This window comes from Pseudomonas sp. S3_G06 (assembly GCF_054667565.1).
Genome location: NZ_CP162738.1, coordinates 5436980 through 5457491 on the forward strand (window position 1 = coordinate 5436980; position 20512 = coordinate 5457491).

General features: G+C 61.8%; 21 protein-coding genes and 1 other RNA gene. 13 read left to right on the forward strand and 9 right to left on the reverse strand.

What is annotated here, in order from left to right:
* Positions 1–80 precede the first annotated feature (80 nt).
* A complete protein-coding gene (locus tag AB4N47_RS24250) occupies positions 81–488 on the forward strand; it encodes a flagellar basal body-associated protein FliL (protein ID WP_039757432.1) in 408 nt (135 codons plus the stop codon).
* Positions 489–628: 140 nt separating this feature from the next.
* On the opposite strand, the gene AB4N47_RS24255 is transcribed toward AB4N47_RS24250, so the two are convergent.
* Positions 629–1081, reverse strand: a complete 453-nt coding sequence (locus AB4N47_RS24255) for an EVE domain-containing protein (protein WP_125916769.1) — start codon at positions 1079–1081, stop codon at positions 629–631.
* Positions 1082–1278: 197 nt separating this feature from the next.
* Between AB4N47_RS24255 and AB4N47_RS24260 the strand changes: the two genes are divergently transcribed.
* Positions 1279–1434 carry a hypothetical protein gene (locus AB4N47_RS24260; RefSeq protein WP_024014743.1) on the forward strand — a complete coding sequence of 52 codons (156 nt, stop codon included), beginning with the start codon at positions 1279–1281 and terminating at the stop codon, positions 1432–1434.
* Between the two features lie 35 nt (positions 1435–1469).
* Here AB4N47_RS24260 and AB4N47_RS24265 read toward each other — a convergent pair whose 3' ends face one another.
* The 4 genes from AB4N47_RS24265 to AB4N47_RS24280 all read right to left on the reverse strand — a co-directional run bounded on the left by AB4N47_RS24265 (position 1470) and on the right by AB4N47_RS24280 (position 2888).
* On the reverse strand, positions 1470–2075 hold the full coding sequence (locus AB4N47_RS24265) for a 5-formyltetrahydrofolate cyclo-ligase (RefSeq protein WP_125925392.1): 606 nt from the start codon (positions 2073–2075) through the stop codon (positions 1470–1472).
* Between the two features lie 80 nt (positions 2076–2155).
* Positions 2156–2334: non-coding RNA, 6S RNA (gene ssrS / locus AB4N47_RS24270), on the reverse strand.
* A 30-nt stretch (positions 2335–2364) separates the two neighbouring features.
* Positions 2365–2682, reverse strand: a complete 318-nt coding sequence (locus AB4N47_RS24275; RefSeq protein ID WP_016772632.1) for a cell division protein ZapA — start codon at positions 2680–2682, stop codon at positions 2365–2367.
* Entirely contained in the window at positions 2679–2888 is a 210-nt protein-coding gene (locus AB4N47_RS24280; RefSeq protein WP_007911197.1) for a TIGR02449 family protein, read from the reverse strand. Before AB4N47_RS24280 ends, AB4N47_RS24275 begins: the two co-directional genes overlap by 4 nt.
* Positions 2889–3013: 125 nt before the next feature.
* Between AB4N47_RS24280 and AB4N47_RS24285 the strand changes: the two genes are divergently transcribed.
* From AB4N47_RS24285 to gcvP, 10 genes are all read left to right on the forward strand, one after another.
* On the forward strand, positions 3014–3571 hold the full coding sequence (locus tag AB4N47_RS24285) for a YecA/YgfB family protein (protein WP_125916767.1): 558 nt from the start codon (positions 3014–3016) through the stop codon (positions 3569–3571).
* Positions 3572–3598: 27 nt separating this feature from the next.
* The gene (gene pepP / locus AB4N47_RS24290) at positions 3599–4933 is read left to right on the forward strand and encodes a Xaa-Pro aminopeptidase (protein ID WP_341638143.1); all 1335 of its coding nucleotides are present in this window, start codon (positions 3599–3601) and stop codon (positions 4931–4933) included.
* Positions 4930–6117, forward strand: coding sequence for a 2-octaprenyl-6-methoxyphenyl hydroxylase (gene ubiH, locus AB4N47_RS24295; RefSeq protein ID WP_263216177.1), 1188 nt, complete (start codon positions 4930–4932; stop codon positions 6115–6117). The genes pepP and ubiH overlap by 4 nt, the downstream gene beginning before the upstream one ends.
* Positions 6110–6595, forward strand: a complete 486-nt coding sequence (locus AB4N47_RS24300) for a DUF4442 domain-containing protein (protein ID WP_341638142.1) — start codon at positions 6110–6112, stop codon at positions 6593–6595. The genes ubiH and AB4N47_RS24300 overlap by 8 nt, the downstream gene beginning before the upstream one ends.
* A gap of 9 nt (positions 6596–6604) precedes the next feature.
* Positions 6605–7822 carry a 2-octaprenyl-3-methyl-6-methoxy-1,4-benzoquinol hydroxylase gene (locus tag AB4N47_RS24305; protein ID WP_341638295.1) on the forward strand — a complete coding sequence of 406 codons (1218 nt, stop codon included), beginning with the start codon at positions 6605–6607 and terminating at the stop codon, positions 7820–7822.
* Between the two features lie 220 nt (positions 7823–8042).
* Positions 8043–9047, forward strand: coding sequence for an extracellular solute-binding protein (locus AB4N47_RS24310; RefSeq protein ID WP_341638141.1), 1005 nt, complete (start codon positions 8043–8045; stop codon positions 9045–9047).
* Positions 9048–9187: 140 nt separating this feature from the next.
* Positions 9188–10804 carry an ABC transporter permease gene (locus tag AB4N47_RS24315; RefSeq protein WP_341638140.1) on the forward strand — a complete coding sequence of 539 codons (1617 nt, stop codon included), beginning with the start codon at positions 9188–9190 and terminating at the stop codon, positions 10802–10804.
* Between the two features lie 155 nt (positions 10805–10959).
* Positions 10960–12042: a glycine cleavage system aminomethyltransferase GcvT gene (gene gcvT, locus AB4N47_RS24320; RefSeq protein ID WP_341638139.1), complete on the forward strand. Its 1083-nt coding sequence runs from the start codon at positions 10960–10962 to the stop codon at positions 12040–12042.
* Between the two features lie 47 nt (positions 12043–12089).
* Entirely contained in the window at positions 12090–12473 is a 384-nt protein-coding gene (gcvH, locus tag AB4N47_RS24325; RefSeq protein WP_016772639.1) for a glycine cleavage system protein GcvH, read from the forward strand.
* A 236-nt stretch (positions 12474–12709) separates the two neighbouring features.
* Positions 12710–15583, forward strand: coding sequence for an aminomethyl-transferring glycine dehydrogenase (gene gcvP / locus AB4N47_RS24330; protein WP_341638138.1), 2874 nt, complete (start codon positions 12710–12712; stop codon positions 15581–15583).
* 186 nt (positions 15584–15769) lie between these two features.
* Here the strand turns inward: gcvP and AB4N47_RS24335 are convergent, their stop codons facing one another.
* From AB4N47_RS24335 to AB4N47_RS24345, 3 genes are all read right to left on the reverse strand, one after another.
* Positions 15770–16090: a DUF2388 domain-containing protein gene (locus AB4N47_RS24335; protein WP_172667868.1), complete on the reverse strand. Its 321-nt coding sequence runs from the start codon at positions 16088–16090 to the stop codon at positions 15770–15772.
* Positions 16091–16154: 64 nt separating this feature from the next.
* A complete protein-coding gene (locus AB4N47_RS24340) occupies positions 16155–17939 on the reverse strand; it encodes a GspE/PulE family protein (RefSeq protein ID WP_341638137.1) in 1785 nt (594 codons plus the stop codon).
* Between the two features lie 92 nt (positions 17940–18031).
* Positions 18032–18370: a hypothetical protein gene (locus tag AB4N47_RS24345; protein WP_341638136.1), complete on the reverse strand. Its 339-nt coding sequence runs from the start codon at positions 18368–18370 to the stop codon at positions 18032–18034.
* A gap of 126 nt (positions 18371–18496) precedes the next feature.
* Here AB4N47_RS24345 and AB4N47_RS24350 point away from each other — a divergent pair, with 126 nt between their 5' ends.
* On the forward strand, positions 18497–18961 hold the full coding sequence (locus AB4N47_RS24350) for an Lrp/AsnC family transcriptional regulator (RefSeq protein ID WP_122612320.1): 465 nt from the start codon (positions 18497–18499) through the stop codon (positions 18959–18961).
* A gap of 157 nt (positions 18962–19118) precedes the next feature.
* Here the strand turns inward: AB4N47_RS24350 and AB4N47_RS24355 are convergent, their stop codons facing one another.
* Entirely contained in the window at positions 19119–20489 is a 1371-nt protein-coding gene (locus AB4N47_RS24355; protein WP_341638135.1) for a CYTH domain-containing protein, read from the reverse strand.
* Positions 20490–20512: the final 23 nt, after the last annotated feature.

Here is a 20512-nt window from a genome sequence, read left to right on the forward strand (position 1 = left end):
CGGCCCTGATAGTCAGCCATAAGCTTGTGCTTGCGCGGCGGGTCGTTATGCTAGGCCGCAAACCGGATAAGGAGCGAATTGTGAAAGCGTGGATCATGTTGTTGCTGGCCCTGTCTCTGCCTGTGGCAGCACTGGCCGAAGAAGCCAAAGAAGGCGAGGCGCCGAAGGTCAATTACATCACCCTGAGCCCGCCGTTTGTCGGCAACTATGGCCTCGACGGCACCGCCAAGCTCAAGGTCTACAAGGCCGATGTGGCCCTGCGCGTAACCGGCGAAGAGGCGACCAAACTGGTCAAGGCCAACGAGCCGCTGATCCGCAATCAGCTGGTGGCGCTGTTCACTCAGCAGACCACCGAGGCGATGGGCAGCATCGAGGGCAAGGAAAAGCTGCGTCAGGAAGCGTTGAAGCAGACCCAGCAAGTGATGAATGACGAGACCGGCAAGCCTGTTGTTGAGGATCTGTTGTTCAACAACCTGATCATTCAGTAAGTCATTCGCTGTCCGGGCAAGCCCCATCGCTGGCAAGCCAGCTCCCACAGGTTTTTCGGGTGGTCACAAAATATGTGTCCACTGAAATCCCTGTGGGAGCTGGCTTGCCAGCGATTGCATTTTGGCAGGCGCCAAATTAATCAGGGTTTAAGGGCAAGCACCGCCGCCCACTGTTCTGGTGTAACCGGCATCACCGACAACCGCGAGCCCTTCTGCACCAATGGCATCTCTGCCAGCGCCGTGTGCTGCTTCAGATAATCCAGCTTCAACACCCGTTTGAACGTCTCGACATGCTCGACATCGATCGCGCTCCACGCGTTTTTCTCCGGCGTAGCTTTCGGATCGAAGTAATGGCTGTCCGGCTCCAGCGCCGTCGGATCGGGATACGCTGCTTCGATAATTTTGCCAATCCCGGCAATCCCCGGCTCGGGGCAGCTGGAATGGTAGAAAAAGAACTCGTCACCGACCGCCATCGCCCGCAGGAAGTTGCGTGCCTGATAGTTGCGAACCCCGTCCCAGCGCGCCTTGCCGAGCTTTTCCAGACCCTTGATCGAGAGTTCGTCGGGCTCTGATTTCATCAGCCAGTAGGCCATGTGGTGTGCTCCTGAAGCGGTCATTGGGCAGGTTGTCGGGCAATTTTATGACAAACCGACAGTCGGTTGACGTCAGCGTTTGCGCACAGGTTCACGTTGCCGCAAAATGCCGGCCTTTAAAGCTTGACGCTGCTGCACGGCCTACGAACGGAAACCGCTGCTGTCATCGTGATGATGTGCCTTGAGGGGGGCAATCGATGAAACGCAAACCGGATTTGCTATGGACTTTGGTAATTTTGTTTGGCCTGGGCGTGGTAACCACCGGTTACGCGCAGAGCCTGTGGGCGAACAAGACCGACGCGCCGATTGAAGTGGCGCAACAGGTGCAACAGTCGACCGCTTTCAAACGCTAAACCTGTCTCTTCGACGCCGCTGTTCCATGCGGCGTCTACTCTGCGAAATACCACGCCTTGTCGGTAACCGTGCCTTGTAACGGCACATCCCAACTCGCCTGCGCCAGACGTTCGACCTTCTGACACTCATGGGCCAGGCCCAGCAGCGTCGGCTTGCGCCAGTTCTTGCGCCGGGCCAGATAGGCGAGGCTGCGATCATAAAACCCGCCGCCCATGCCCAAGCGTCCGCCGACATCGTCAAACCCCACCAGCGGCAACAGCACCAGATCCAGCGTCCAGACCTTGCGTTGCCGAGCCAGATTGGCCCGGGGCTCGAGGATGCGGAAACGATTGGGCGTGAGCTTTTCGCCGGGGCGGATGCGCTGGAAGACCATTTTCGTTCGTGGCCACGCGCTGAGTACCGGCAGATAAGTCGCCTTGCCACGACGCTGGGCTTCGCGCAGGAGCAGGCGCGGATCGATTTCACCGTCGGTGGGCAAATACAGGGAGATATGTTTCGCCCGGCGAAAGTGCGGGTCTTGCGCCAATTGCCGGAACAGGCCTTTGGCAGCCCGGCGTTGTTCGCCCGGCGTCAGTGCGCGGCGCGCCTTGCGCAGCAGGCGGCGGAGTTGCGGGCGGGGCAGCAGCGCGGGTTCGGTCATGGTTCGGCTTCGGCAGGTGGATGCAAAAACGTACGCATAAAAAATCCGATGTCGGCATACACCGACATCGGATTCGAATCAGGCTCCCCGGATGAACCGCTGTCAACTCAGCCCTTGAACCCGAAAGTTCAAGGTGGAAGAAGCAGTAGACTTTAAGGCTTTCCGTCTAGCGGACATGCACACCAGCCCAACGTGCAACTTCCAGGGTAGTGCGAATCGGCTCCGGGACATCGTCAACTGGCAAGCACCCCAGGGAGTGCCGCGAGTATACCTCAAGCTGTCAGTCGAATCAGCCCTTGGCGGTGTTCTGATCGTCGGCCAGGACCAAATCGACACGATCGAGCAAGTCGCGTACCTGTTCGCGGGTCGAACCGCTGGCCTGGATGTCCGGGCGCTCTTCTTTGTGCAACAGGTCGTGGGTGATGTTCAGCGCGGCCATCACGGCAATGCGGTCGGCGCCGATGACTTTGCCGCTGCTGCGGATCTCGCGCATCTTGCCGTCCAGGTAGCGGGCGGCACTGACCAGATTGCTGCGTTCTTCCGGCGGGCAGATGATCGAATACTCTTTGTCGAGGATCTGCACGGTAACGCTATTGCTTGAACTCATGAGTCTTGCTCCAGGGCCTTGAGGCGCGAAATCATCGATTCGACCTTACGCCGGGCGATTTCGTTTTTTTCAATGAGGTGAGCGCGTTCCTCGCGCCAGGTTTTTTCCTGAGCTAGTAAGAGTGCGTTTTGACTCTTAAGTTGCTCGACTCGGCCAATCAGCAGTTCGAGTCTGGCCATCAGCGCTTGCAGGTCGGTGTCTTCCATTGGGTCCACGTGTTCGTCTGATGGGTGGTAACTGGCGGACAGCCTTTAATGGTCTTGGCGGGGCTGTCGATGTAGGATACAAGGCCTTCATTCTAGACATAGCGCCGTCTGGCGCCTAGCTGCCCATGACCATTGCGAATTCCCCGTACCAAGCCTTTGCCACCCTGCTGACTGCCAGCGGCCACAACGTCTCGCCTGCCGAACTGCACGGCGTGCTGCTCGGGCGCAGTTGCGCCGGGGCCGGCTTCGATCACGAAGGCTGGCTGATCGACGCCGCCGAACTGCTCGAAGGCGATATCCAGGACAACGTCCGCAATGCCCTGATCGGCCTGCAAGAGATGGTCAAAGGCGAGCTGACCGGCGCCGACATCACCGTCGTGCTGCTGCTGCCGACCGACGATGCACCGCTGGCCGAGCGCGCCGCCGCACTGGGCGAGTGGTGCCAGGGCTTCCTCAGCGGTTTCGGTCTGACCCGCCGTGCTTATGCACTGAGTGACGAAGCCAACGAAGTGCTGCGGGATCTGGCCGCCATCGCTCAGGTGCAGGACGCGCTGGAAGAATCCGAAGACGGCGAATCCGACTACATGGAAGTCATGGAATACCTGCGCGTCGCGCCGTTGCTGCTGTTCTCGGAAACCAAAAAAGCCGATGTGTCGCCAGCCGCCAAGCCGTCGCTGCATTAATCGCGTGCCAGGGAAAGCCATCTGCCCATGACCCACATCCCCAAAGCGGAATACAGCCGTCGCCGCAAGGCCCTGATGGCGCAGATGGAACCCAACAGCATCGCGATCCTGCCCGCCGCCGCGGTGGCCATCCGCAACCGCGACGTCGAGCACGTCTACCGTCAGGACAGCGACTTCCAGTACCTCAGCGGTTTTCCCGAGCCACAAGCCGTCATCGTTCTGATGCCCGGTCGCGAGCACGGTGAGTACATCCTGTTCTGCCGAGAACGCAACGCCGAGCGCGAATTGTGGGATGGCCTGCGCGCCGGGCAGGAAGGCGCGATCCGCGAGTACGGCGCCGACGACGCCTTTCCGATTACTGACATCGACGACATTCTTCCCGGCCTGATCGAAGGCCGCGACCGGGTGTATTCGGCGATGGGCAGCAACCCCGAGTTTGACCGGCACCTGATGGACTGGATCAACGTGATCCGCTCCAAGGCGCACCTCGGCGCGCAGCCGCCGAATGAATTCGTTGCCCTGGATCATCTGCTGCATGACATGCGCCTGTATAAATCGGCGGCAGAAGTGAAGGTGATGCGCGAAGCCGCGAGGATTTCGGCGCAGGCGCATATCCGCGCGATGCAGGCCAGTCGTCCGGGGCTGTATGAATACAGCCTCGAAGCCGAACTGGATTACGAATTCCGCAAGGGCGGGGCGAAGATGCCGGCCTACGGTTCGATCGTCGCCGCCGGGCGCAACAGCTGCATCCTGCATTACCAGCAGAATGACGCGTTGCTCAAGGACGGCGATCTGGTGTTGATCGACGCCGGTTGCGAGATCGACTGCTACGCCAGCGACATAACCCGCACGTGGCCGGTGAATGGCAAGTTCTCGCCGGAGCAGAAGGCGATCTACGAGTTGGTGCTGGCTTCGCAGGAAGCGGCGTTCGCCGAGATCGCCCCCAACAAGCACTGGAATCAGGCGCACGAAGCCACGGTTCGAGTGATTACCACAGGGCTGGTGAAACTCGGTTTGCTAAAAGGCGAGGTCGACGAGTTGATTGCGAGCGAAGCTTACAAAGCTTTCTACATGCACCGCGCCGGCCACTGGCTGGGCATGGATGTGCATGACGTCGGCGAGTACAAGGTCGGCGGCGAATGGCGCGTGCTGGAGATCGGCATGGCGCTGACCGTGGAGCCGGGCATCTACATCGCGGCGGACAATCAGAACGTGGCGAAGAAATGGCGCGGCATTGGCGTGCGCATCGAGGATGACGTGGTCGTGACCCGATCCGGTTGTGAAATCCTCACCAGCGGCGTGCCGAAAACCGTCGCCGAGATCGAGGCGCTGATGGCACAAGCAAGGACACACGCAGCATGAGTCGAGTCAATCTGGCAATCATCGGTGGCGGTCTGGTCGGCGCCAGTCTGGCGTTGGCGTTGCAGGCCGGGGCCAAGGCGCAGGGCTGGAAAATCGTCCTGATCGAACCGTTCGCCCCCGGCGACAGCTGGCAACCGAGCTACGACGCCCGCTCCTCAGCCCTTTCGTTCGGCTCGCGGCAGATTTATCAGCGCCTGGGCGTGTGGCAGGAAATTTCCCGCCGCGCCGAGCCGATCAAACAGATTCACGTCTCCGACCGTGGCCGCTTCTCCACCGCGCGCTTGTCGGCGATGGAAGAGGGTGTGCCAGCGCTCGGTTACGTGGTGGAAAACGCCTGGCTCGGCCAGTGCCTGTGGCAACACCTCGATAAAGACGTGATCACGTGGCGCTGCCCGGCGGAAGTCACGCGCATGGAACCGTTGGCCGATGGCTACCGCCTGACCCTCAACGACGAAACCACACTGGAATGCGATCTCGCGGTACTCGCCGATGGCGGCCGCTCCGGGTTGCGCGAACAGTTGGGCATCAACGTGCGCAAGCGCCCGTACAACCAGAGCGCACTGATCGCCAACATCACCCCGAGTGAAGCGCACAACGGCATGGCCTTCGAGCGCTTTACCGACGAAGGCCCAATGGCCCTGCTGCCGCTGCCGGACAATCGCTGCGCGCTGGTCTGGACCCGTCTGGGCATGGACGCGCAGCGTCTGACCGAGTTGAGCGAGCGTGATTTTCTCAGCGAGCTGCAAGGCGTGTTCGGTTACCGCCTCGGCACCCTGAAGCAGGTCGGCGCACGGCATCTTTATCCGCTGTCACTGATCGAAGCTGAAGAACAGGTGCGCTCGCATCTGGCCGTGCTCGGCAACGCCGCGCACAGCCTGCACCCGATCGCCGGCCAGGGCTTCAACCTGTCGCTGCGTGACGCCGACGCCTTGGCTGCCGCGCTGCTGGCCAGCGACAAGCCGCTGGGCGACTTCGCCACATTGCAGGCTTATCGCGAGCGGCAGCGCCTCGATCAGGACCTGACCGTGGGCTTCTCCGATCAGGTCACGCGCCTGTTCGGCAGCAGCCAGCCGCTGGTGTCGCTGGGGCGCAATCTTGGCCTGCTCGGCCTCGACCTGCTGCCGCCAGCCAAACGCTGGTTCGCCCGTCAGGCGATGGGTCTGGGAACCCGTCCGGATGCTTGAGTGGCTGAGCAACACATTCGGCAAGGCACGATTGATGCGCTGGGTAATGACCTGCTACCCGCCGTATCTCGGTGCCGGAGTGCGCGTTCGGCACATCAGTGACGACTTTCGCGATGTGCAAGTGTCCATGGGTTTGGGCTGGTACAACCGCAACTACGTCGGCACCCAGTTTGGCGGCAGTCTGTATTCGATGGTCGACCCGTTCTTCATGTTGATGCTCATGGAAAACCTCGGCCCGAAATACATCGTCTGGGACAAGGCCGCCGACATCGATTTCATTGCGCCGGGCAAAGGCCCGGTGTTCGCCCGGTTCAACATCGACCAGACCCTGCTCGACGAGATCCGCCGGCAGACCGCCAACGGCGAGAAATACCTGCCGCAGTTGCAGGTCGACATACATGACGGCGCCGGCAGCCTTGTGGCGCGGGTCGGTAAAACCCTTTACGTGCGGCGCAAGCCGCAAGCGAGACAGGCCTAAAGCATGGAAATGCGCGCAGATCTGCTGATTGTCGGAGCCGGAATGGTCGGCAGCGCCCTGGCGCTGGCGCTACAGGACAGTGGGCTGGAAGTGATGCTGCTCGACGGCAGCCCGTTGAGCGTGAAGCCGTTCGATGCCGAAGCGGCGTTCGAACCGCGCGTCAGTGCATTGTCGGCGGCGAGCCAGCGCATTCTCGAGCGCCTCGGCGTCTGGGACGGCATCGCCCAGCGGCGCAGCAGCCCGTACACCGACATGCACGTCTGGGACGGCAGCGGCACCGGGCAGATTCATTTCTCGGCGAGCAGTGTGCATGCCGATGTGCTCGGCCACATCGTCGAAAACCGCGTGGTCCAGGATGCGCTGCTCGAGCGTTTGCATGACTGCGACCTGGGCATGCTGGCCAATGCGCGGCTGGAGCAGATGCGTCGCTCCGGCGACGACTGGCTGCTGACCCTGGCTGATGGCCGCACCTTGCGCGCGCCGCTGGTGATCGCGGCCGATGGCGCCAATTCAGCGGTGCGCCGTCTCACTGGGGTGGCGACTCGCGAGTGGGATTATCTGCATCACGCCATCGTCACCAGCGTGCGCTGCAGCCAGCCGCACCGCAAAACCGCCTGGCAGCGCTTTACCGATCACGGGCCATTGGCGTTTCTGCCGCTGGAACGTGATGGTCAGCAGGACTGGTGCTCGATCGTCTGGTCGACCACACCGGCTGAAGCCGAGCGCTTGATGGCGCTGGAAGAGGCTGCGTTTTGCGCTGAGCTGGAGCGAGCGTTCGAAGGGCGTCTCGGTGAAGTGATCAGTGCCGATCCGCGTTTGTGCGTGCCGCTGCGTCAGCGTCACGCCAAGCGTTATGTTGCCGAAGGCCTGGCGTTGATCGGTGATGCGGCACACACCATTCACCCGCTGGCGGGGCAGGGTGTGAACCTTGGTTTCCTCGATGCAGCGGTGCTGGCGGAAGTGTTGCTGCAAGCGCATGAGCGCGGTGAGCGACTGGCAGACGTGAAGGTGCTGAGCCGCTACGAGCGTCGGCGTATGCCGCACAATCTGGCGCTGATGGCGGCGATGGAAGGCTTCGAGCGGTTGTTCCAGGCCGACCCGCTGCCACTGCGCTGGTTGCGCAATGCCGGGTTGAAACTGGTCGAGCAGATGCCCGAGGCGAAGGCGTTGTTTGTGCGCGAGGCGCTGGGGCTGACCGGGGATCTTCCAGCTCTGGCAAAACCCTGACCGCCTCATTGAGGCTGATGGCCCCTTCGCGAGCAGGCTCGCTCCCACAGTTGATATGCATTCCAATGTGGGAGCGAGCCTGCTCGCGAAAGCGTCCGCCCACTTACCGCAGTTTTGAGCCGTGCAACATCTGGTAACGCCTTCCCCCAGTGTTCGATTGTGGTGGTAAATGTGAGTCCTTATCATTTGGCCCACCTTTCCCGACCGTGAGACCACTCCCATGTTGGCACCCAAGCGTCTTCTGACCGCACTGGCCTTGACCCTGATCGGCAGCACCACTGCCCAGGCCGCCGATGAGGTGGTGGTTTACTCGTCGCGTATCGATGAGCTGATCAAACCGGTATTCGATGCCTACACCGCCAAGACCGGGGTGAAGATCAAGTTCATCACCGACAAGGAAGCGCCGCTGATGCAGCGCATCAAGGCCGAAGGTGAAAACGCCACCGCCGACCTGCTGCTCACCGTCGATGCCGGCAACCTGTGGCAGGCCGAGCAGATGGGCATCCTCCAGCCATTCACCTCGAAAACCATCGACACCAACATTCCCGCGCAATATCGCTCGTCCACCCACGCCTGGACCGGCCTGAGCCTGCGCGCGCGGACCATCGCCTATTCCACCGAGCGGGTGAAGCCGGGCGAACTGACCACCTATGAAGCGCTGGCCGACAAGAATTGGGAAGGCCGCCTGTGCCTGCGCACGGCGAAGAAGGTCTACAACCAGTCGCTGACTGCAACCATGATCGAAGTCCACGGCGCCGAGAAGACCGAGAAAATCCTCAAGGGCTGGGTCAACAACCTGTCCACTGACGTGTTCTCCGATGACGTTGCAGTGCTGGAAGCGATCAACGCCGGGCAGTGCGACGTTGGCATCGTCAACACCTACTACTACGGTCGCCTGCACAAGCAGAAGCCTGAATTGCCGGTGAAGCTGTTCTGGCCGAACCAGGCTGATCGTGGTGTGCATGTGAACCTGTCGGGCATCGGCCTGACCAAGCATGCACCGCACCCGGAAGAGGCCAAAGCGCTGGTCGAATGGATGACCACGCCTGAGGCGCAGAAGATTTTTGCTGATGTGAACCAGGAATTCCCGGCCAACCCGGCGGTGGCGCCTTCGGAAGAAGTGGCGGCGTGGGGCAAGTTCATTGCTGATACCTTGCCGGTAGAAGTGGCGGGCAAACGTCAGGCTGAGGCGATCCGGATGATGGATCGGGCGGGGTGGAACTGAGTTTGCCGCTGTAAAGATCAAAAGATCGCAGCCTTCGGCAGCTCCTACAGGGGAACGCGTTTCTAATGTAGGAGCTGCCGAAGGCTGCGATCTTTTTGCTTTTGTCGCTACACTCCACGACCCATCCACGAGACCCAAAAGTGGCCCACCCCGCCCAACGCCGCTGGTACCCCATCGTCTTCGCCATCGCCGCGCTGGTGTTGTTGCCGCTGAGCGTGCTGCTGCTGTCGTGGCAGACCATCGATCAGCAGATCTGGTCGCACCTGTGGCAAACCCAGATGCCGCGTCTGCTCGGCAATACCCTGACGCTGATCCTCGGCGTCGGTGTCGGCGTGACTCTGCTGGGTGTCAGCCTGGCCTGGCTGACCAGCCTCTGTGAATTCCCCGGTCGGCGCTGGCTCGACTGGGCGCTGATGCTGCCCTTCGCCATCCCTGCCTATGTACTGGCGTTCGTCTTCGTCGGCCTGCTGGATTTCGCCGGCCCCGTGCAGTCCCTGTTGCGCGAATGGTTCGGCAGCGGCCTGCGCCTGCCGCGAGTGCGTTCCACCGGCGGGGTGATCGTGGTGCTGGTGCTGGTGTTTTATCCCTACGTTTATCTGCTGGCGCGCACCGCATTCCTGGCTCAGGGCAAAGGTTTGATGGAAGCGGCGCGGGTGCTCGGCCAGTCGCCGTGGCAGGCGTTCTGGCGGGTTGCGCTGCCGATGGCGCGTCCGGCGATTGGCGCGGGCGTGGCGCTGGCGCTGATGGAAACCCTCGCCGATTTTGGCGCGGTGTCGGTGTTCAATTTCGACACCTTCACCACGGCCATCTACAAGACCTGGTACGGCTTCTTCAGCCTGCCCAGCGCCGCACAACTGGCCAGTCTGTTGCTGCTGGTGGTGATGCTGGTGCTGTACGGCGAGCGCCGGGCACGCGGGGCGAATCGGGCCAGCAATGAGCGGCCACGGGTCAAGGCGCTGTATCACCTGCGGGGAATCAAGGCCTTCGCGGCGACGGGCTGGTGTGCATTGGTGTTCGCCTGCGCCTTCGTCATCCCGGTGCTGCAACTGATCGTGTGGTTCTGGCAGCGTGGACGCTTCGATCTGGATGAGCGCTACGCCGGGCTGATTCTGCACACGCTGTATCTGGGCGCGATGGCCGCGCTGATCACCGTCAGCGTTGCGCTGTTGCTGGCGTTTGCCCGGCGTCTGGCGCCGACCCCAGCCATCAACTCCGGCGTCGGTCTGGCCAATCTCGGCTACGCCTTGCCCGGGTCGGTGCTGGCGGTGTCGATCATGCTTGCCTTCAGTTATTTGGATCGTGAACTGGTGATTCCGCTCTCCGCCTGGCTCGGTGGTGCCGGCAAACCGTTGCTGCTTGGCAGCCTCGCGGCGTTGCTGATGGCTTATCTGGTGCGCTTCATTGCCGTCGCCTATGGGCCGCTGGAAAGCAGTCTGGCGCGTATACGGCCATCTTTGCCTGAAGCGGCACGTAGCCTGGGTGTCAGTGGGCCGCGACTGTTTTTCAAAGTGTATCTGCCGCTGCTGCTGCCCGGCACCTTGAGCGCCGCTTTGCTGGTGTTCGTCGATGTGCTCAAGGAAATGCCCGCGACCCTGCTGATGCGCCCGTTTGGCTGGGACACGCTGGCGGTGCGCATCTTTGAAATGACCAGCGAAGGCGAGTGGGCGCGCGCCTCATTGCCGGCATTGACGCTGGTGCTGGTTGGTCTATTGCCAGTGATCGGATTGATTCGACGTTCGGCGCATCGAAACACTTAGTCGTCAGTCCTACATCATGCGGCTACAATGCGCGGCATTCGGTGCGGTTCGTCTGACAGACCCGTGCGCTGGAATCGGCTGAAAGCCTTATTCATCAAGGCTTTCCGCCGTATAGCGGCGGTCCGCACCCTCGCCACGCCCGGAAGGAGAAACCCATGGGACAGCGTACGCCTCTGTATGACCTGCACCTCGCGCTCGGCGCGAAGATGGTCGATTTTGGCGGTTGGGACATGCCACTGCATTACGGCTCGCAGGTCGAGGAGCACCACGAAGTGCGCCGCGATTGCGGGGTGTTCGATGTTTCCCATATGACCGTGATCGATGTCACCGGCGCCCAGGCCAAGGCCTGGCTCCAGCATTTGCTGGCCAACGACGTCGAACGTCTGCACCGCCCCGGCCGGGCGTTGTACAGCACCATGCTCAATGAGCGCGGTGGCATCGTCGACGACATGATCGTCTATCGCCTCGACGACGCGTACCGGCTGGTGTTCAACGCCTCGACCCGCGATCAGGATCTGGCCTGGATGAACGCCCAGCTCGGCGCCTACGACGTGCAACTGCACGAGCGCGCCGAGCTGGCGATGCTCGCCATCCAGGGCCCGCAGGCCCGGCACAAGATTGCCGAACTGGTCACCCAGTCCCGTGCCACGCTGATCCAGCAACTCAAACCTTTCGAAGGCGCCATCGAAGGCGATTGGTTCATCGCGCGTACCGGTTACACCGGCGAGGATGGCCTGGAAATCTGCCTGCCGGCGAATCAGGCGCCGGGTTTCTTCAACGACCTCGTCGGCGCCGGCATTTCGCCGATTGGCCTCGGTGCCCGTGACACCTTGCGGGTCGAGGCTGGGATGAACCTGTACGGTCAGGACATTCATCAGGACGTTTCACCGCTGGCCTCGAACATGGCCTGGAGCATCGCCTGGGAGCCGGCCTCGCGGCAGTTCATCGGCCGCGCGGCGCTGGAGGCGGAAAAAGCCGCCGGTGTGGCGCACAAACTGGTCGGTCTGGTGCTGGAAGAGCGCGGGGTTTTGCGCGCTCACCAAGTGGTTCGCATCGCTGATGTTGGCGAAGGGGAGATCACCAGTGGTAGTTTCTCTCCTACGCTGAGCAAATCGATTGCCCTGGCGCGTGTACCGATGGCGACTGCCGACCGCGCCGAAGTGGAAATCCGTGGCAAGTGGTACCCGGTGCGAGTGGTCAAACCGACCTTCGTGCGCCATGGCAAAACCTTGATCTAACCTTTTCTGGCGGGCATGACCGCTGACCAATTTCCGAGGAACCGAAGATGAGCGATATCCCTGCCGAACTGCGTTTTGCCGAAAGTCATGAATGGGCGCGTCTGGAAGCTGACGGCACTGTCACCGTGGGCATCAGCGATCACGCGCAGGAAGCGCTGGGCGACGTGGTGTTCGTCGAGCTGACCGAAGTCGGCAAGGTGTTCGCCGCCGGTGAGCAATCCGGCGTGGTCGAGTCGGTGAAAGCCGCCTCCGACATCTACGCCCCGGTCAGCGGTGAGGTCATCGCGATCAACGAAGACCTGAGCGGCTCGCCCGAGCTGCTGAACTCCGACCCGTACGGCGCGTGGATCTTCAAGCTCAAGCCAAGCGACAAGGCCGAGCTGGACAAGCTGCTGGATGCGGCTGCTTACAAGGCTGCCATCGGCGAGTAACTTGCCGGTATGACCCAAAGCCCCGATTCGTCGGGGCTTTTTTATGGGCGACGAATATCCCTTTGTGGGAGTGAGCCTGCTCGCGAAAGCGCCATATCAGTCAATGCCAAGGTTTCTGAAACACCCCTTTCGCGAGCAGGCTCGCTCCCACAGGGGCGGCGTGATCTTGAAAATTCGCCTGCTATGCTGGTTTGACCGTGTCGATTGACGCCAAGCGCCAGCCAGGAGAGCCCGTCATGTCCCAGTCGCCGTCCCTGAGCCAGTTACGCGATCCCGAAGCCTTTCTGCGCCGCCACCTCGGCCCGGATGCCGCCGAGCAGCAGGCGATGCTCGACAGCCTCGGCCTGGGTAGTCGCGCCGAGCTGATCGAGCAGACCGTGCCGCCGGGCATTCGCTTCAATCGCGCACTGGATCTGCCGCCGGCCCTCGACGAACAGACTGCGCTGGCGAAACTGCGCGGTTATGCCGAGCAGAATCAGCTGTTCACCAGCCTGATCGGCATGGGCTATCACGGCACTGTCACGCCGACCGTCATCTTGCGCAACGTGCTGGAAAATCCCGGCTGGTACACCGCGTACACCCCCTACCAACCAGAGATCGCCCAGGGCCGGCTCGAAGCCCTGCTGAATTTTCAGCAGCTGACCATCGATCTCACCGGCCTGGAACTGGCCAACGCCTCGCTGCTCGATGAGGCTACCGCAGCGGCCGAAGCCATGGCTTTGGCCAGGCGCGTAGCGAAGTCGAAGAGCAATGTGTTTTTTGTGGATGAAAATTGCCATCCGCAAACCCTCTCCGTGGTACAGACCCGCGCCGAAGGTTTCGGCTTCGAGCTGATCGTCGACGCTGTGGATAACCTGGCGCAGCACGAGGTGTTCGGCGCGCTGCTGCAATACCCCGACACCCACGGCGAAATCCGCGATCTCGAACCCTTGATCAACCACCTGCACGCGCAACAGGCCCTGGCCTGCGTCGCCACCGATTTGCTCAGCCTGCTGGTGCTGACGCCGCCGGGTGAGTTGGGTGCCGATGTGGTGTTCGGTTCGTCCCAGCGTTTCGGTGTGCCGATGGGGTACGGCGGACCGCACGCGGCGTTTTTCGCCAGCCGCGAAGAGTACAAGAGGGCGATTCCGGGGCGGATCATCGGCGTGTCGAAAGATGCTCGCGGGAACGTCGCGCTGCGCATGGCCCTGCAGACTCGCGAGCAACATATCCGCCGCGAGAAGGCCAATTCGAACATCTGCACAGCGCAGGTGCTGCTGGCCAATATCGCCAGTTGTTATGCGGTGTATCACGGTCCCGAGGGCTTGAAGCGTATCGCCCAGCGCGTGCATCGCCTGACCTGCCTCCTCGCCGCGGGCCTCGAGCGCAACGGCATCAAACGGCTCAACAGGCAGTTCTTCGACACGCTGACTCTGGAGGTCGGCGGTGCGCAAACGGCGATCATCGAAAGTGCTCAGGCAGCGCAGATCAATCTGCGCATTCTTGGGCGCGGCCGCGTCGGTCTGAGTCTGGACGAGACCTGTGATGAACATACGGTGGCGAAACTTTTCGATGTGCTGCTCGGCGCCAATCACGGCTTGAGCGTTGATGCGCTTGATGCGCAGGACATCGCCTCGGGAATTCCCGAAGAACTCCAGCGCAGTACGCCGTACCTGCAACATCCGGTGTTCAACGCTCATCACAGCGAAACCGAGATGCTGCGTTACCTCAAACAGCTGGAAAACAAGGATCTGGCGCTCAACCAATCGATGATCCCGCTGGGCTCGTGCACGATGAAACTCAACGCCACCAGCGAGATGATCCCGATTACCTGGCCGCAGTTCGCCCATCTGCACCCGTTTGTGCCGAGGGAGCAGGCTGTCGGTTACACGCTGATGATCGAAGAACTTGAGCGTTGGCTGTGTGCGATTACCGGTTTCGATGCGATCTGCATGCAGCCCAACTCCGGCGCCCAGGGCGAATACGCCGGGCTCCTGGCGATCCGTAAGTATCACGAGAGCCGGGGGGAGGGCGCGCGGGATATCTGCCTGATTCCGTCGTCGGCCCACGGCACCAATCCAGCGTCGGCGCAGATGGCCGGGATGCGTGTGGTGATTGTCGAATGCGATGAGGCGGGCAACGTTGATCTGGATGATTTGCAGCTGAAAGCCGCGGAGGCCGGGAATAAGTTGTCGTGCCTGATGGCGACCTATCCGTCGACCCACGGGGTTTACGAGGAAGGCATCAGTGAAATCTGCGCAGTGATTCACCAGCATGGCGGCCAGGTGTATATGGATGGCGCCAATCTCAATGCCCAGGTCGGCCTGGCCAGGCCGGCGGACATCGGCGCCGACGTGTCGCACATGAACCTGCACAAGACCTTCTGCATTCCCCATGGCGGCGGCGGGCCGGGCATGGGCCCGATCGGCGTTCGTGCGCATCTGGCGCCGTTCGTCGCCAATCATCCGGTGGTGCCGATTGACGGGCCGCTGGCGCAGAACGGCGCAGTCAGCGCAGCGCCGTGGGGCAGTGCGAGCATTTTGCCGATCAGTTGGATGTACATCGCCATGATGGGCCCGCAACTGGCGGACGCCAGCGAGGTGGCGATTCTGGCGGCGAATTATCTGGCGCAGCATTTATCCGGCGCGTTCCCGGTGCTCTACACCGGGCGCAATGGTCGTGTGGCGCATGAATGCATTCTTGATCTGCGCCCGCTGAAGGCGCAGACCGGCATCAGCGAGGAAGACGTCGCCAAGCGGCTGATGGATTACGGCTTCCACGCGCCGACCATGTCCTTCCCGGTACCGGGTACGTTGATGGTCGAGCCGACCGAGAGCGAGTCCAAGGCAGAGCTCGACCGCTTCATCGCGGCGATGCTGAGCATTCGCGCCGAGATCAATGAAGTGCAGAAGGGCAACTGGCCGGGCGAAGACAACCCGCTCAAACGCGCCCCGCATACCTTGGCCGATGTCACTGGAGTCTGGGAGCGACCCTACAGTGTCGAACAGGCCATCACCCCGGATGCGCACACACGCTTGCACAAATATTGGCCGGCGGTGAATCGGGTGGATAACGTCTACGGCGATCGCAATCTGTATTGCGCCTGTGTCCCGGTGGAGGATTACCGCTGATCTCTAAATCCACCACCGTCCCTGTGGGAGCGAGCCTGCTCGCGAAAGCAATCGTCCAGCCAGCATTTTCGGTGACTGGCTCACCGCTTTCGCGAGCAGGCTCGCTCCCACAAGGGATGGTGGTGAGGCGGTAATCCGGGCAAAAAAATGCCGCTCGATCGAGCGGCATTTTTGAGGGTGCGAGGCTTACTCGGAAGCCACGGCGTTCTTCGCCAGAATCGCGTTCGCCAGTTCCATGTCCGAAGCCTGCAGGCCAGGGTTGTCGGCGCGGACTTTCTGCATCGCTGCTTCCAGGTACGGGCCACGGATGCCGCCGTCGCTGGCGACGAAGCTGCCGGCGTCGTCCTGGGCGGCGACGATCAGCTTGTGATCCTTGAAGGTCAGGTAGGTCGAGCCGGTGGTGGCACCGGAGGAGATGACGTTACGCCAAAAGCTGTCCGCCATGGCCGAACCAACGGGAAGCGACAGCAGGGCCAAGGTGGCGACAGCGAGTTTGAGACGCATGATGAGGTGACTCCTGGGATTGACTACGGCGTTGGATAGCCGATCCCCGATCCAGTTCCGTGCTGAATTATTTCAACTCACTTTGCGGTGTCACCCGCAGCACTTCCTCCACCGTGGTCAGCCCCGCCGCAACTTTCTGCGCACCGGACAGGCGCAGGCTGCGCATGCCTTCCTTGAAGGCCTGACGCCTGATCGCGGTGAGGTCGGTATCCGGGGTGATCAGCGCTTTGAGGCTGTCGCTCAGTTGCATGATTTCGTAGACCCCGGCGCGGCCGCGATAGCCGGTGTCGCGGCATTCCAGGCATCCGATCGCCCGTTGCGCATTGCTCGGCAGCGGCGCCTGCCAGGGTCGGGTCAGGGTTTGCCAGTCTTCATCTTCGAGCGTCAGCGGCGCCTTGCAGTGCGGACATAAAGTGCGCACCAGACGCTGGGCCATTACCCCGAGCACGGTGGCTTTGATCAGGTAATGCGGCACACCCAGTTCGAGCAAACGGCTGATGGCGCTCGGCGCATCGTTGGTGTGCAGGGTGGACAACACCAAGTGCCCGGTGAGCGCGGCCTGAATCGCCATTTCCGCAGTTTCCAGATCGCGGATCTCACCGATCATGATGATATCCGGATCCTGCCGCATCAGCGCGCGCACTCCGGCGGCGAAGGTCAGTTCGATGTTGTGCTGCACCTGCATCTGGTTGAAGGCCGGCTCGACCATTTCGATCGGGTCTTCGATGGTGCAGAGGTTAACCTCCGGCGTCGCCAGTTTTTTCAGCGTGGTGTACAGGGTGGTGGTCTTGCCCGAGCCGGTCGGCCCTGTGACCAGAATGATGCCGTTGGGCTGGCGGGTCATGTCCTGCCAGCGGCGCAGGTCGTCGGCGCTGAAACCCAACTGGTCGAAATTCTTCAGCAGCACTTCCGGGTCGAAAATCCGCATGACCATTTTTTCGCCGAACGCTGTCGGCAAAGTCGACAGCCGCAACTCCACTTCGCCGCCGTCCGGGGTCTTGGTCTTGACCCGGCCATCCTGGGGTTTGCGCTTTTCCGCGACGTTCATGCGGCCGAGGCTTTTCAGGCGGCTGACGATCGCCATGGTCACCTGCGGCGGGAATTGATAGACGTTGTGCAGCACGCCGTCGATGCGAAAGCGCACGGTGCCGTGCTCGCGGCGCGGTTCGATGTGGATGTCGCTGGCGCGCTGCTGGAAGGCGTACTGGAACAGCCAGTCGACGATGTTGACGATGTGCGCGTCGTTGGCGTCCGGTTCCTGGTCGCTGGCGCCGAGGTTGAGCAGTTGTTCGAAGTTGCCGAGATTGCCGCCCTGGGCGTCGGCATTGCTGGCACCGCTGACCGATTTGGCCAGCCGGAAAAACTCGACGCTGAAGCGCTGGATGTCGACCGGGTTGGCCACAACGCGTTTGATCGGCAGCTTCAATACGTGGGTCAGATCGCCTTCCCAACCGCTGACGTAGGGCTGAGCGCTGGCCACGGTGACCGAGTCGCGGTCCACGGCGACGGCGAGAATCTTGTGGCGCTGGGCGAAGGCGTAGGACATCAGCGGCGTGATCGCCGCGACATTGATTTTCAGCGGGTCAATGCGCAAATACGGCTGACCGGCCTGTTGCGCCAGCCACAGGGTCAGGCTTTCCAGATCCAGATGTTTGCCCGGACGGCTGAGGTCGTCGAGTTGCTGGCTGGCGATGAATTCCAGCGGATGCATCTGCCCGTGAGCAGCATGGCGACGGCGGGCATTGAGCGCCTGTTCCGCCGCGTCCTGGCAGATGAAGCCTTGGGCGACCAGTTCCCGTAACACATCGTTGAGGTCCAGCCAGCGGTCCTGAGTGACAAATTGAACGGACATGCGGCTTTCCTTTTTAAGCGTCATGCGCCAAAGGATAGTCGTGGCCCGGCTGACCGTTGGGCCACTACCCGACGAAGCCGTTGCCGGATTTGTCAGCCGGCAGCCTGGGCGGGCGCCTGCCACGCCGCGTCGGCGTTGTGCAGATCCACCGAGCAGACGCTGATCAGGTTGCGCAGTTTTTCCGCGATCACTTGCGCGCGATGCCAGCTGAGGCCGCTCATGAGCAGATCGATCGACAGCAGATCGTCCTGGCGCTGGACCTTGACCTGCTCCGGCGTCAGAAATTGCAAGGCGAACAGATTCAGCACGCGCACCAGCAGATCCGGCTCGGCCTCGGCGAGGATTTGGTATTGCGCCAGGCAGTGGGCGTTGTTGACGTTCCAGACATCAGCGCGGGCGGCGGGGCTGTTTACGGCTTCAAGGTGCGGCATGGCGAGTCTCCAAAATCACTGGAGAAATTTTTACATTCGGTGCGGGGTATTTCTTGGCTATGATCGGCGTCTGAACGGATTTACCGAAAGAGTTGATTCGTGAAAGCTGATCTTTGAGGATTTTTTATGCACAGCGAGCTGGACGTCTACGACCGCAAGATCCTCGCCTTGCTGCAGGAAGACGCTTCGCTGTCGAGCGCGCAGATCGCCGAGCAGGTGGGCCTGTCGCAATCGCCGTGCTGGCGGCGGATTCAGCGGATGAAGGAGGAGGGCATCATTCGCGGCCAGGTGACCTTGCTGGATCGCAAGAAGATCGGCCTGAACACGCAGATCTTTGCCGAGATCAAACTCAACGCTCACGGCCGCTCGAACTTCACCGAATTCACCGAGGCGATTCGCGGCTTTCCGGAAGTGCTGGAGTGTTATGTGCTGATGGGCGCGGTGGATTTCATGCTGCGCATTGTCGCGGCGGATATCGAGGCGTACGAGCGGTTCTTTTTCGAGAAGCTGTCGCTGGTGCCGGGGATACAGGAAGTGAATTCGATCGTGGCGTTGTCGGAGATCAAGTCCACCACCAGCCTGCCGGTCTAGTGCGGATGGTCTTTGTGGCGAGGGGATTTTACTGTGGCGGGGGTATTTACTGTGGCGAGGGGATTTATCCCCGCTGGGCTGCGCAGCAGTCCCCGCTTTTTTAAGAACGGGGCCGCTTTGCGACCCAGCGGGGATGAATCCCCTCGCCACAGGGTCATCACATGCGCAGCAGAATTTTCCAGGCGCGGTTCTGGTACACCGCAATCGCCTGATGCATGCGTGCATCGAGCAGTTCGTCGGTGATGGTCGGCTCGTTGGCCAGTTGCGCCAGTTTGTTCAGCTCACCGTACAGGCGATCCATTTCCGGGATGTCCAGCACGTTGCGCGCATGGTGCAACCAGACCTGAATGCGCTCGATACGCGGCAGTTGTTCAGCAAGATCTTCCGGCTGCTGCTGATAGCGTTGCAGCTGCAGAGCAGTGGCTTCTTCGCCCAGCAGACGCGGCAACCAGCTGTGCAGTTGCGCGTCACCCTGACGGTTGCCACGGGTGTTGCGGTCGGCAGTCCAGGTGCGGGCCAGCAGCCAGCGTGAAGCGTGCAGCGAGAACTGGCCCCAGCGCGGGTCTTCCAGCTCTTCGAGGAACTGCTCAGGCGCGGCTTTGCGCACGTCTTCGTCTTCGATGCCGACCTGTACCAGTGGGCGCCAGTCTTCGAGCAAGGCATCGAGGGCCACGCGCAGATCGTGGGTCGACTGACGCGGCGCCGCCTGGCCGAGGCTGCTGAGCAGGGCGCGCATTTCCGCGAGGTTCTCGACCCAGTCCTGCAGCAGACGCCAGTGGCCGTTGAAGCGATATTGTTCGGCCAGACGCTGGCTGCTGCCGAGCAGATGCCAGCTCAGCGCGGCGAAGGCGTCGTCGAGACGGGTTTCAGTGGTCAGCTGCGGCGCTGGCAGGCTCAGCGAGTAGCTGTTGGCGTCGTGCAGGCGATAACCACGCTCGGCCTTGCTGATATCGCATGGCATCAGCGCCAGGGTTTCGGCCAGTTCGGCAGCCAGTTCCAGCAACGCGGCAGGCTCGCCTTCGCGCAGCTCCAGTTCCAGCTCGCAGATTTCTTCCTTCTGCTTGCCGACCACTACGTGGCCGAGATCCAGCGCGGCCTCGATAACCACTTTGGTCTTGCCACGGCCCCAGGCGATTTCGGCGCGCTCGCGGACGAAATCGGTGGTGAAGATCGGCTTGAGGGTTTTCTTGTCCAGCTCGGCGAGCGCCTCGGGCCAGCATTCGCCGTCGAGTTTCTTCACATCGAGCTTGGCTTTCGCCAGTTTCCAGTCGTACTCGTTACGCTCGGACAGACCGGCGACGCTCTGGCCACGGGTCTTGAGGGTCTGAATCACTTCGTCACCGTCCTTGCGCAGGCGCAGGGCGACCTTGGCTTGGGCGAGGTCGCGCTCGGGGGTGTCGAAGTACTGGTTCATCAACTCACGGCGTTCCCAGCCACTTTTGTTGCGTTTCTTCAGCAGCGGGTGCTCGCGCAGGGCAGCGAGGGTTTCGCGGCTGACGCGGAGTTTGATTTCAGTTTCTTTTTGCATGGCCGGAACATCCAGAATCGGGA